We start from the raw sequence: 12,509 nt of genomic DNA, 5'->3' as shown, positions 1-12,509 counted from the left end.
TCAAAAAGACTCAGCAAGCTAGTCCACGTGACTGCTTGCTGAGTCTTTTTTGTTAAATCTTTTAAATAAACCGACTAATTAATCTACCAGCTTAGCCGCATCCCTACTCTGAATCACAGCTAAAACGCCAGTATCAAAACTGAAGTGCCCTTCATCACCAACAAACTCGTTGCTGGCCCATGAAATCGGGTACTCATTTTCAGCCTCATCTAATCGGTATTTTTCATCTGCTAGCGTCAGATGCATCGGCATCAACGGCACAAAAGCTAAGTACCGCTTATCTGCTTCCTTAGCCACCTCATGACTACCTGGTAAAAAGAACTGAACCGTATTCTGACGATCAATGATCTTAATCTGCGGTGCCCACTGACGAAATGTCGGCTCAAGCACCAACCACAGATTGGCCAACAAGTGATCGAGCCGACCACCCGTTGCACCATAAATATGCAGTTGTTCTGGCTCTAGGCGGTCAAATATCGATTTAACCGCTAACTGGGTGTCCGTATGATCCTGATCCGGTTTGACGATGACACTGCCAATTAACGCTGCTTCCACAGCTTGACGTTCAGCCTGATCTATCGAATCAAAGTCCCCGACGACCATTACCGGGGTAATCCCCCGTTGAATCAAGCGCAGAGCACCGCGATCAGCACCGACCCATGGACCAGGAACAGCCGCCAGATCAGCCGGATAATTAGCCGTGGGGCCACCAACTAACAGGTTCACGATCCCCGTCATTAGTTAGTCGCCACCTTCAAGTCCTGAATCCGTTGTGCGGGTTCCGAACTATCATAGACGTATGAACCAGCAACCGCTACCGTTGCACCGGCATCATAACAGGCTTTGACCGTTTGATCGTTAATACCACCATCAACTTCGATATCAAATTGGTAGCCGTGTTCCTTTTTAATTGCGTCTAAAGCCGCAATCTTGTTAACCATACTGTTCAAGAAATGTTGACCCCCGAAACCAGGGTTAACAGTCATAATCAAGACTTGATCAACTAATGGCAATAGTTCACTAATAGCACTCAACGGTGTTCCTGGATTGACAACCACTTCGGCCTTGGCACCCGCGTCCTTGATCAGTTGCAACGCATGGTAAATATGACGCGTGCTTTCCACGTGGACACCGATCAAATCAGCACCCGCTTTGGCGAATTGGCCGACGAATCGTTCTGGGTCCATGATCATCAGGTGACAGTCCAACGTTAAAGACGTTACGGGCCGCAAATCTGCGACCGTACTCATCCCAAAGGACAAGTTAGGGACGAACTGGCCATCCATGACGTCAATGTGTAGCGCGTCCGCACCAGCCTGTTCAGCCATCTGAACGTCACGTTGTAAATTAGCAAAATCTGCACTTAAAATTGAAGGGGCAATTTTAATCATTAGTCTCACTCACTTTTCTTATTTTTTCTTGTTATAGATTACTTTTTTATTTTTAATCGTTTCATAGAATTGTAAATAGTTGTCGTAGCGACTCTGCAATAATTGATCGTCCGCTAAGGCCGCTTTCACCGCGCAGTGCGGCTCGTTGATATGCACACAACCACGATACTTACAATCGACACTGAGCCGCACATATTCTGGAAAGAAGTGTGTCAGTTCGTTGGCAGCAATATCAAACACTTCGTATGAAGAAAAACCCGGAGTATCTGCAACTAACCCATCCGCAATCGGAATCAAGCTCACCTTACGCGTTGTATGTTTCCCACGATTCAGCGCCTGTGAGATTTCACCAGTCGCCAAACCTAGTTTGGGATCCAAATGGTTGAGCAAAGTTGATTTACCCGCACCGGTTTGACCCATGACCACGGCAACGTGTTGCGCTAGGGCCTTTTTAACGGCTGCGAGGGCTTCATCTGAAAAAGCTGTGCGCTCGCAGATCACTTGGTACCCGATCCGTTCATAGGCTTGGGCCAAGGCTTTTCGTTTTTCATAGACTTCATCACTCAGCAAGTCCGTTTTAGCAAAGTATAGTAACGGTTCAATTCCCGCAACGGCTAACGCCACCAACTGTCGATCCAACAAGTTCGTTGAAAACTCCTGCTCGGTGACGGCTGATACAACAATTCCCAAGTCAACATTAGCCACGGGTGGCCGTACCAACTCGGTCTGCCGATCTAATACTTCTAAGACGTAACCCTCTTGGGGCGTCGTACTGTCAAATTCCACGCGATCCCCAACCAATGGGGTGATCTTACGTTTACGGAAATTACCCCGCGCCCGGGTTCGATACATCTGACCATCAGCGTAAACGTCATAAAAACCGCTTAGCGATTGTCGAATTTGTCCAATTTTCAAATTAGCACCACCTTATTTATTATTTGGTACGGTCCACTTTCTCCATTGTACCAAAAAAGTCATGCACAATGCATGACTTACACTTATTTTGTTGCATTTTCACTCGTAATATTACTTTTATCCATAATCGTAATCCCATTGCGTACGACTCGGTAACGCCCCTTCGTGTTACCGGTCAACTGAAACGGCAAGCTGATCCGCGTTGATTGCGTAATGGCAATATCGCGATAAACTGTCGTTAACGTATGCGTATCATCATACAGATAAATCTTAACATCATTAGCCGGTGCCGTAGAAGTCAGCAAAGACACATACGGTACCGTAATTTTTACATAGAAATTCTGTGGTGTGGCACTTGTATTACTGTTGCTTCCACGTGACATATTAACGGTCACCGTAGAACCAGTCCGTACGTTGCCACCACCATCCGGCGTCTGCTCATAAGAGTAGCCCTTCTTTTGATCATCCGAATAGCCCTGCTTGAAATCAATATTGAGACTATTCGTTCGCGCATAATCTAGAATATCACTACGGCTTTCGCCCGTTAAGTCCTTCAATGCCACGTAGCGATTGCCACCACTGACGGTAAACGTCACCGTTGTATCGGTTGGCAACACTAGACTACCCGCCACGACATCTTGACTGACAATCTGACCAGCTGCCATTGAAGACGTTGTGTACTGCCGACGTACCGTATAACCGGCTTTCTTCAATTTTTGCTGGACGTCTTGGTAATTTTTATTCGTGTAACTGCCAAAACTCGTTTTCTTAGCCCCATTACTGACGGTTAAGTTAATCTTCGTTTGCGTTTGCACCTTAGTCTTTACATTCGGAGTCGCTTGGATAACCTGAGACTTCGCAACCTGATTACTTTTAGCATAACTGATTTTACCAACAGTCAGATGTTTTTTAGTCAGTGCTTTAGTCGCTGCACGCCTCGTCAATCCAGTTACGTTAGGCACCGTTGTCGTTTGTGGTCGGCTTAACTCCCAACCAACAGCAACTGCGACTAACAATAAGACAATGACACTACCAATAAAAAGTAGTCTGCGGCGTAACGGGTGCCGTTTAGACCAAGAACGGGTTGGTAATGGTTCTTCAGCCGTATCACCAGCCGTCACAGTCTCAGTAATTTCTTCGGTTGGTTGATGCGCCTGCTTGTCACGACTAGCCGCAATCGCTGCCTGAATATCTTCACTCGGCATGATCTTAGTTTCGTCATTACCAACGTCTTCAGGAACAAACCGTTTTTCGCCTGCGCGCTCATTGGACAGCGTCGTTAGCAAATCCGCTGCCATATCTTCAACCCTTGCATAACGTTCCCGTGGATCCTTAGCAGTTGCTTCCAAGACCACGTTTTCCAACGCTTGCGGAATGTCCGCATCGAAGTTCCTTACCGAAGGAATCGCATTTTGAAAGTGCTTTAGGGCGATTGAAACTGCTGTCTCACCCTTAAAGGGTACGGAGCCCGTCAGCATCTCGTATAAAATAATCCCTAACGAATAAATATCCGACTGTTTGGTTGCCATACTTCCCCGCGCCTGTTCGGGCGACAAGTAATGTACGGAGCCTAAAATCGTATTCGTTTGAGTCATATTGTGTTCCGACATTGCCACGGCAATCCCAAAGTCAGTGATTTTGGCATTACCCTGTTCGTCAATTAAAATATTTTGAGGTTTTAAGTCCCGATGAATAATATTATGCGCATGGGCCGTTGCCACGGCACTTAATATCTGTTCCATGATGTCGATTACTTGCTGTAATGGTAACGGGAAGTTTGCCTTAATATAATTCTTCAGGTCCATTCCCTTAATGTATTCCATTACTAAATACTGCATACCGTTTTCTTCGCCCACATCGTACAGACTAACAATATGTGGGTGCACTAATTCAGTTGTTGCCAGTGCCTCACGTTGGAACCGTTTAATCGTCTTCGGATCATCCCGTAAGTCCAACCGTAGCAGTTTAACCGCGACATCGCGATCTAATATTAAGTCATGTGCCAAGTAAACGTTGGCCATCCCACCTTCACCTAAGGACCGGACGATGCGATACCGTCCGTTAAGGGTATAGTTGGGTGTCATTCACTAGCCACCTCACCGTCAATCGCAATAATTAACGCCGTAATATTATCAGAACCGCCAGCCTTATTCGCTAACTTGATAAGTGTCTCACACTTTTGCGTTGCCGTTTGATCAGTAGCAGCTAATACGGTAGCTAACTGTTCATCCGTCACCATATTAGTTAAGCCATCTGAACAGAGTAGCAGTTGATCCGCCGCTTGCATCTGATAAAGGCCAGTATCAACATCCGCATCCTGTGAGATTCCTAGCGTTCGTGTGATGATATTTTTTTGTGGGTGTTCACGAGCTTGTTCTGCGGAAATTTCACCACGTTTAACTAATTCATTCACCAATGAATGATCTTCCGTTAACTGGTGTAACTGCCCATCCCGGAAAATATAGCCACGACTATCCCCAAGGTTAGCCATCAAAAATTTGTGATCAAACAGTAGGACCGCAACCATCGTTGTGCCCATACCATTTAGATCAGAAAACTCCCGTGCTTTTTCGATAATGTGTTGATTTTCATCTTGCACTTCACTGGCAAGCCACTTAACCGCATCGTTAGGCTCGTCAAACGTTGTATTTTCAAAACGGAAGCCCATGTGGGAAACGGCCATTTCAGAAGCAACATCCCCCCCTTGATGCCCGCCGATACCATCCGCAACAATAGCAAAGTTAATCCCCGCCTTATTTTGGAAGAACCCCACGTAATCTTCATTTTCTTCGCGTTGTTGGCCAATATCTGACCGGTATGCAAAATCCATTGTTTACCACTCCAGCGTTATTTTTTTCGTAAACAAGCAATGAAAAAGCCATCGGATAAGTAGTCATCAGGATAGATCGATAACGTCTTAGTTGTCCGGTCAGACTTTAATTCATATTTGGTTGGCGTTGTTTGCAATTCAAAATCAGGGTGACTTGCCAAGAATTGGTCAACCACGTCTTGATTTTCTTGATGCAAAATCGTACACGTACTATACGTCAGCATACCACCTTTTTTCAAGGTTGGTGCAACTGCTTCTAAAATTGCCAGCTGAATCCGTTGTAAGTTCAAACTATCTTGTAATTGCTTTTCGTAACGAATTTCAGGTTTGCGACGCATTAATCCTAAACCAGAACATGGTGCATCCACTAAAATCCGGTCAAAGCTTTCTTCGTCAAACTTACTTTCTACTTTACGAGCATCCAAGTCAGTTGCTGCAACCCGGTCAGCAACGTGCATCCGTGCCGCGTTTTCACCAATCAAGCTAACTTTCTTCTTATGGATGTCTAAGGCAACCACTTTACCACCCAAATCAGCATCGAGTAAGGCTGCAATCTGAGTTGTTTTACCACCCGGTGCCGCACACGCATCTAAAACTCGGTCTGACGGTTGTGGATCCAAGGCCTGAACTGCTAACTGCGCACTTTCATCCTGAATCGTAAACATTCCATAATCCATGGCTTCCGTATTGATGGCTTGGCCTTCCGTGACGATCAGTCCTTCTGGAGAGATATCACTATCGCGGACCGACAGTTCATCATGAATCAACACAGAGCGCACATCATCAAGCGTTGACACCGCAGCATTAACCCGCAATGATTGTTTGGCTGGCTGATTAAGTGACGCAATGATACTTTCCATCTTATCGGCACCTAATTGTTGGCGTAATTCATCGATCAGCCAGATTGGCATACTGTAAGTAATACTCAACCGTTCATCAGGATCAGCAATCGCATCAAATTCTGGCAAGCCTTCGCGGTCCATTTGGTGTAAGACCCCGGTTACAAACCGGCGAATACCAGGATGTCCCTTGACCTTAGCAATTTCAATCGTTTCGTTAAAAATAGCGCGTTGAGGAATCTTGTCCAAGAATTGCCACTGGTATAAAGCAGTGAGTAATAATTCACGAACCCAAGGATCAATCTGATTAGGGTGGCGGACAAATGGTGTCAACCAGTATTCCAACGTTAAACGGTGTTGAATAACCCCATAGACGATGTTCGTTAACAAGTTGACGTCACGTCGATCTTCCATTGGGTGATCATTGATCAATTGGTTCAGTTGAATATTAGAATAGGCACCATCTTTAATTTTAGATAAAGCTGACACTGCTAACCAACGGGGTGTATTACTTACTGTACTCATTTACTAATAACCTGCTCTCCGGTGGCGAATTTATCCGCTGCACCATTTAAAAAGTCTGTAATCGTCATCTTGGGTTTACCAGCCGGCTGTAATTGATTGATTGCCAGAGCTGTATGATCAGCCGCTGCAATTACCAAGGCATGCTTAGTTTTGCGAACGACTTGACCAGGTTCTTGGTCGACCGTTTCATCAAGCGGCGTCACGTCCCAGAACTTGGTACGTTTGCCATCCAACACAGCGTAAGCAATTGGTGCTGGCCGCATGCCACGAACTTGATTATCGATTTGAGCAGCCGTCTTCGTGAAGAAATCTAACGTTTCTTGTTCAGGCTGAATATTAGGTGAAAACGTCACGTCTTCTTCCACCTGAGGGACTGCCGTAATTTCACCAGCAATCAGTTTGGGTAAGGTTTCTAAGAGCAAGTCACGACCGACGACGCTCAACTTATCAAACATTGTCCCGGTATCATCGGTTGCTTCGATGGGAATTGCGCGTTGCGCTAGCATATCCCCAGCATCCATCTTCTTAATCATGTAAATAATGGTAATTCCAGTCTCTGATTCACCATTGATGATCGAATACTGAACCGGCGCACCACCACGATACTTAGGCAAGAGTGAGCCGTGGACGTTGATGGCCGCAATCTTAGCAGCTTTCAATAATTTGGTTGGTAAAAATTGACCAAACGCTGCCGTCACGATCAAATCTGGTTCTAAATCAATGATTGCTTGCATCTCTGGACTACCACTGATTTTTTCTGGTTGGAATACCGGAATATCGTGAGCAACCGCAACTTCTTTAACTGGTGATGCGGTTAAGACGTGTTTGCGACCAACCTTACGATCTGGCTGAGTCACAACACCTAACACTTGGTACTGTTCCTTAATTAAACTTTCTAAGATGGGTGCCGCAAATGCGGGCGTCCCCATAAAAACGATTGATGTCATTTAAAATCCTCCGTATCAATTAAATATAGTAAGTATTACGCATTGTATTGTGCTAATTAGAATTCTAGTCGATTAGATTACACATACACGCCTATAAGGCTAATTTCACCACTAAATAGGGCGCCAATTTTGACCTTTCAAAACTAAACTAGCCGTAAGGGGGCTAAGGTACATCTCCATTGCATTCTAATTGCGTTGATTTGTAAATATTCAAGAACTTACTTACATAAAGTGCAACGGCTCCACATCAATACCAATTTGCAATCCTTGGCGTTGTTGGGCCTGCGTTTCGTGCAGTAGCGTCGTTAACGTCTCCGCTAAATTGGGCTCCTGTTTATATTTAATCACAATCTGGTAGTAATAACGACGGTTAACCCGTGCAATTGGTTTCGGCGTTGGTCCCAGCATCATCGTATCTGGCGATAACCGTGGCCGTAACCACTGCAATAACTGGTACATCCGTTTAGCAGCTACACCCTCATCCTCATCACTGGCCGTAATCTGCACGGTAAAGTAGTAAGGTGGGTAGCCACCGCGATGACGCATCTTCATTTCATACTTGAAAAAGCCTTCGTAATCATGGTGCTGTGCGAAGCGAATCGCATAGTGATCAGGATTAAACGTCTGAATATAGACGTGGCCGCTCTTTTCAGCACGACCAGCGCGACCACTGACCTGTGTCAGCAATTGGAACGTCCGCTCACTTGCCCGAAAGTCCGGCAATCCTAACGCGGTATCCGCATTCAGCACCCCAACTAACGTCACATTGGGAAAATCTAGTCCCTTAGCAATCATTTGCGTCCCGATTAAAATATCCGCTTCGCCACTGCCGAACTTCGCCAGTAGCTTCTCATGAGCACCTTTTTTACGGGTCGTATCATTATCCATTCGAATAATATTCGCGTCGGGTAATAAGTCTTGTAACTCTTCCTCGACTTTTTCAGTCCCGGTACCATAATACCGAATTTCACGGCTATGGCAGTTCGGACAAGAACGTGGAATCGCTTCTTCATGCCCACAGTAATGGCATTTCATGGTGTGCGTGTCCATGTGCAACGTTAATGAAATATCACAATTAGGACACTTCAGCACGAAACCACAATCCCGACAGAGCACAAATGACGAGTAGCCCCGTCGGTTAAGCATCAGCACACTCTGTTCGTGCCGATCTAACCGATCCTGCAATGCGACTAACAGCGGTGCCGAAAAGTTACTTTCAGCGTGCTGCTGCATTTCTTTTTTCATATCAATAATTGAAACACTGGGTAGTGGTCGTTGATTAACGCGCTCTGCCAGTACTAAACGCTGGTATACACCTTTTTCAGCGCGAGCACGGGTCTCTAGTGATGGCGTGGCCGAGCCTAATACAACTGGACAGCCGTGATACTTGCTCCGCCACAAGGCCACTTGGCGTGCATGGTAACGGGGCGCATCGTCCTGTTTATAGGTGCCTTCATGCTCCTCATCCATCACGATCAGGCCTAAATTCTTCAACGGCGCAAATACTGCTGAACGGGCACCAACAACAACCTGAGCTTCACCACGTTGAATGCGGCGCCACTCGTCATATTTCTCACCGTTAGACAAACCACTGTGAAGGACTGCAACAGCTTTCCCAAAGCGGCCCTTAACCCGTTGAACCATCTGTGGTGTCAACGCGATTTCTGGGACCAACATCAGTGCGGTCTTCCCTTGTGATAAGGCCGCAGCCATCGATTGCAAGTAGACCTCAGTCTTCCCACTGCCAGTAACCCCTTCTAATAGAAAGGTCGTTTCCGCGTCACCATCCACTGCTTGGGTAATCTGATCGACCGCAACTTGTTGTTCAGCGTTCAATTTTAGCGCAGTCGTCGACTGAATATCACTAGTCGCATAAGGGTCACGATAGATTTCAATGGCCACTTTTTCTAACCAGCCCTTTTGTGCGCCCGTTCGTACCGTTGCTTCACTGACGCCAAAACGCTCACAAAACTCTTTTTGGGTCAGCGTTTCACCGTTTAATGCAGCTAACCCTTTTAACAAGGCCAACTGCTGGGTTGAACCCGCACGTACCGTTTGTTCGGCTGCTTTGAGCTCCGATGCGCTCAATACCGTTTTAACCCCAAGCTGGGTCTTACGACGAGCCTGGTTCTTAACTTGATAATAGACATCGACTTGACCAGCTGCCTGTAGTCGTAATAACTGACTAACTGCGGCTGGCGTCGTTGCAACGTCATCAAATGGCACTTGTGACTGGCCCTGAAAGAGACTCTGCTGAATCATTTCAGGCGTCGTTGCGGTTACCCGTAGCTGTTTCTCATACTTAGCCCGCATCACGGCTGGCAACATCGTCTGAGCACACGTAATCTGAAATGAGAAGGTGCTAGCGGCTAACCACTCAGTCATTGCTAGCCCTTCCGTGTCCAATACTGGTGCCAGATCAACGACCGCATCAATGGCTTTTAATTCCCCATCAAACGTCGTCACGTCGTCACAAGCTAATACGAACCCTTGAACACGCCGTTTACCACGTCCAAACGGAACCACGACACGCATGCCAGGTTGGACCTGCGACTGCCAAGCCGTTGGAATCTGATAACTATACGGTCGATTGGTCTGCATAGTGGGCACATCGACTAATACTTGGGCAATTTGTGCCACACGATCCTTCCTTTCTAAGCTTGCTTATTTGCACCATCCGCAATGGCCGTCTCTAGAACGATCCGTGCAATGGCCGTTTTGGTTGCTAACGCCGTTGTGACCGGTTCCTGATTGGGCCGTAACAACGTCACTTGGTTGGTATCACCATTAAAACCGACACCTGGTTGTGAGACGTCGTTAGCGACTAATAAATCTAATTTTTTACTGGTTAATTTACGATTAGCATTGACTAACAAATCCTGCGTCTCCGCAGCAAAGCCAATCATATACTGGTTCTGTTTACGTACCGCCAATACTTTCAAAATATCAGGCGTTTCGGTTAATTGTAAGTTAAGGTCAGCGTGATCAGCCGGCTTCTTAATCTTCTGACTGGCCGAATCAACGGGCCGATAGTCCGATACAGCCGCTGCCATGATTAAAATATCCGTTGTCGCGAAGACATCCGTAACTGCCGCTAATAACTCAGCTGCCGAGCTCACGGGAACTACCGTCACGCCCACCGGTGCAGTCAAATTAGTCGTCGCACTAATTAAAGTCACATCAGCACCCATCTCACGTGCCACCTGGGCTAACGCATAACCCATTTTTCCAGACGACCGGTTAGAGATATAACGAACCGGATCCAAAGCTTCGCGGGTTCCCCCAGCGGTCACGACAACGTGTCGGTGCGCTAATGGTAAATCAGCCGATTGTTGAATCAACTGGTCCGTTAACCAAGCCAGGATTACATCAGGCTCTGGCAATCGTCCCTGACCAACGTACCCTTCAGCTAGCATGCCAGTTGCGGGCGTTAAGACGTGCAAACCGTCCGCTGTCAGTTGCTGTAGATTACGCTGCGTTGCCGGGTTAGCGTACATGTGTGAATTCATCGCTGGTACCACGAATTTAGGTGCCGTCGTTGCTAAGATGGTCGTGGTCGCCGCATCATCCGCGATGCCATTCGCCACCTTAGCAATCAGATTAGCAGTCGCTGGAACAAGGACCATCACATCCGTCCAATCAGCTAGTTCAACATGAACCACGTGCGTTGGATCAGTCGTTGTAAATTCATCAAGCACAACTGGCTGCTGAGTTAACGTTTGAAAAGTTAACGGCGTGACAAATTCTGCCGCGTGAGCGGTCATGGCAACTCGTACCACGGCGCCCTGCTTCATTAAGCTTCGAATTAAAATTAAGGCCTTGTAACTAGCGATGCCACCACTGACAACCACTGTCACGTGGCGTTGCGTCCAAATACTCACTTCTTCACGTCCTTTAAACACGTCCCAATCACTCAGCACGTGTTTGCACTTTAATAGTCCAATTGTATCAAGAATTACGAGTTAGGTGAAGCTCAACGTCCGTTAATCTCAGCATAAAAAAAGTGCCGAGCCTAATTTGGCTCAGCACACCGATTCCATTAACTAATCTTCATCAGTTTCGTCAGGATCGATCATTAAGTCTCCGGCAGCGATTTCTTCCATCGCCCGGCCGATCGTTTTAACTGACTTGTAGTCACTCAACATTGGTGCGGCACCCGCATCCAATTCGTGAGCACGTTTACTAGCCAACATAATCAAAGAATACCGTGAATTAACTTGCTTCAATAAATCATCTACTGATGGATATAAAATCATAATTCTGCATCTCCTAACATTTCTTCATACTGAGGCATAACCCGCTTAACACTGAAACGTTCACTGCGAATAATCGCCTTAATTCGTTCAGCTGCTAACGGAACCTCGTCATTAACAACGGCGTAATCATAGTTACGCATCATCTTAATTTCATCAACTGCCTTAGCCATCCGCTTATTGATGACACTCATATCATCGGTCCCACGACCAATAATACGGTTCTTCAGTACCATAAGATCAGGTGGTGTCAGGAAGATAAAGACCCCGTCTGGCATCTTTTCACGCACTTGCATGGCGCCGTTAACTTCAATCTCTAAAAAGACATCTTTGCCAGCTGCAAGTGACTGCTTAATATATTTTAAGGGCGTTCCATAGTAATTGTCAACATACTTGGCATATTCAAGCATACCGCCGCTCTTAATTTCATCCTCGAATTCCTCTTTGGATACAAAATAGTAATCCTTGCCATCCACTTCGCCCGGACGCATTTTCCGAGTCGTCATCGAGACTGAATATTGAAAATCGTTATCATCTGAATCAAAAATTTCCTTACGGACGGTACCCTTACCGACACCGGAAGGACCTGATAGGACGATTAACATGCCTTGTTTCGCCATGATCACAAATTCCCCTTAATTAAATAATGTTTTAAAGTTTATTTTGCACTTTTTAACGTTATATTGCAAGTTTTATCAGGGTTACACAGGCTTTTTTCATTTTAACGCACTATTTTCCATAAATTTAAGGCTTGCATTTCAGAACATTTGTTCGTATAATGAAAACACAAACAAATGTTCGAGGTGGCT

General features: G+C 46.1%; 11 protein-coding genes. All 11 read right to left on the bottom strand.

Translation table 11 applies throughout. The features are described 5' to 3' along the window. Window positions 1-78 precede the first annotated feature (78 nt). Window positions 79-738, bottom strand: a complete 660-nt coding sequence (locus ACG95_RS05735; RefSeq protein WP_047999600.1) for a thiamine diphosphokinase — start codon at window positions 736-738, stop codon at window positions 79-81. After that, window positions 738-1,391 carry a ribulose-phosphate 3-epimerase gene (rpe, locus tag ACG95_RS05730; RefSeq protein WP_047999599.1) on the bottom strand — a complete coding sequence of 218 codons (654 nt, stop codon included), beginning with the start codon at window positions 1,389-1,391 and terminating at the stop codon, window positions 738-740. The genes ACG95_RS05735 and rpe overlap by 1 nt, the downstream gene beginning before the upstream one ends. An 18-nt stretch (window positions 1,392-1,409) precedes the next feature. Next, a complete protein-coding gene (rsgA, locus tag ACG95_RS05725; protein WP_047999598.1) occupies window positions 1,410-2,306 on the bottom strand; it encodes a ribosome small subunit-dependent GTPase A in 897 nt (298 codons plus the stop codon). Window positions 2,307-2,389: 83 nt separating this feature from the next. Continuing rightward, the gene (gene pknB, locus ACG95_RS05720; RefSeq protein ID WP_047999597.1) at window positions 2,390-4,390 is read right to left on the bottom strand and encodes a Stk1 family PASTA domain-containing Ser/Thr kinase; all 2,001 of its coding nucleotides are present in this window, start codon (window positions 4,388-4,390) and stop codon (window positions 2,390-2,392) included. Continuing rightward, window positions 4,387-5,136 carry a Stp1/IreP family PP2C-type Ser/Thr phosphatase gene (locus tag ACG95_RS05715; RefSeq protein ID WP_047999596.1) on the bottom strand — a complete coding sequence of 250 codons (750 nt, stop codon included), beginning with the start codon at window positions 5,134-5,136 and terminating at the stop codon, window positions 4,387-4,389. The genes pknB and ACG95_RS05715 overlap by 4 nt, the downstream gene beginning before the upstream one ends. A 17-nt stretch (window positions 5,137-5,153) precedes the next feature. After that, window positions 5,154-6,500 (bottom strand): 16S rRNA (cytosine(967)-C(5))-methyltransferase RsmB, encoded by a 1,347-nt coding sequence (rsmB, locus tag ACG95_RS05710; RefSeq protein WP_047999595.1) that lies wholly within the window; start codon window positions 6,498-6,500, stop codon window positions 5,154-5,156. After that, a complete protein-coding gene (fmt, locus tag ACG95_RS05705; protein ID WP_047999594.1) occupies window positions 6,497-7,447 on the bottom strand; it encodes a methionyl-tRNA formyltransferase in 951 nt (316 codons plus the stop codon). Before fmt ends, rsmB begins: the two co-directional genes overlap by 4 nt. A 222-nt stretch (window positions 7,448-7,669) precedes the next feature. Then, window positions 7,670-10,087, bottom strand: a complete 2,418-nt coding sequence (priA, locus tag ACG95_RS05700; protein WP_047999593.1) for a primosomal protein N' — start codon at window positions 10,085-10,087, stop codon at window positions 7,670-7,672. 14 nt (window positions 10,088-10,101) lie between these two features. Next, window positions 10,102-11,328: a bifunctional phosphopantothenoylcysteine decarboxylase/phosphopantothenate--cysteine ligase CoaBC gene (coaBC, locus tag ACG95_RS05695; RefSeq protein ID WP_047999592.1), complete on the bottom strand. Its 1,227-nt coding sequence runs from the start codon at window positions 11,326-11,328 to the stop codon at window positions 10,102-10,104. Window positions 11,329-11,490: 162 nt separating this feature from the next. Beyond that, window positions 11,491-11,703 (bottom strand): DNA-directed RNA polymerase subunit omega, encoded by a 213-nt coding sequence (gene rpoZ, locus ACG95_RS05690; RefSeq protein WP_047999591.1) that lies wholly within the window; start codon window positions 11,701-11,703, stop codon window positions 11,491-11,493. Then, window positions 11,700-12,320: a guanylate kinase gene (gmk, locus tag ACG95_RS05685; RefSeq protein ID WP_047999590.1), complete on the bottom strand. Its 621-nt coding sequence runs from the start codon at window positions 12,318-12,320 to the stop codon at window positions 11,700-11,702. Before gmk ends, rpoZ begins: the two co-directional genes overlap by 4 nt. Between the last annotated feature and the right edge of the window lie 189 nt (window positions 12,321-12,509).

It is taken from the genome of Lactiplantibacillus herbarum, from assembly GCF_001039045.1.
GTDB lineage: Bacteria > Bacillota > Bacilli > Lactobacillales > Lactobacillaceae > Lactiplantibacillus > Lactiplantibacillus herbarum.
This window is presented reverse-complemented; position numbering and strand designations above follow the sequence as displayed.

What these genes read in the sequence shown, in the direction of transcription:
- rpoZ (WP_047999591.1), bottom strand. Translation starts at nt 11,703, where the DNA reads ATGATTTTATATCCATCAGTAGATGATTTATTGAAGCAAGTTAATTCA.
- rsmB (WP_047999595.1), bottom strand. Translation starts at nt 6,500, where the DNA reads ATGAGTACAGTAAGTAATACACCCCGTTGGTTAGCAGTGTCAGCTTTA.
- rpe (WP_047999599.1), bottom strand. Translation starts at nt 1,391, where the DNA reads ATGATTAAAATTGCCCCTTCAATTTTAAGTGCAGATTTTGCTAATTTA.
- ACG95_RS05735 (WP_047999600.1), bottom strand. Translation starts at nt 738, where the DNA reads ATGACGGGGATCGTGAACCTGTTAGTTGGTGGCCCCACGGCTAATTAT.
- pknB (WP_047999597.1), bottom strand. Translation starts at nt 4,390, where the DNA reads ATGACACCCAACTATACCCTTAACGGACGGTATCGCATCGTCCGGTCC.
- ACG95_RS05715 (WP_047999596.1), bottom strand. Translation starts at nt 5,136, where the DNA reads ATGGATTTTGCATACCGGTCAGATATTGGCCAACAACGCGAAGAAAAT.
- gmk (WP_047999590.1), bottom strand. Translation starts at nt 12,320, where the DNA reads ATGGCGAAACAAGGCATGTTAATCGTCCTATCAGGTCCTTCCGGTGTC.
- fmt (WP_047999594.1), bottom strand. Translation starts at nt 7,447, where the DNA reads ATGACATCAATCGTTTTTATGGGGACGCCCGCATTTGCGGCACCCATC.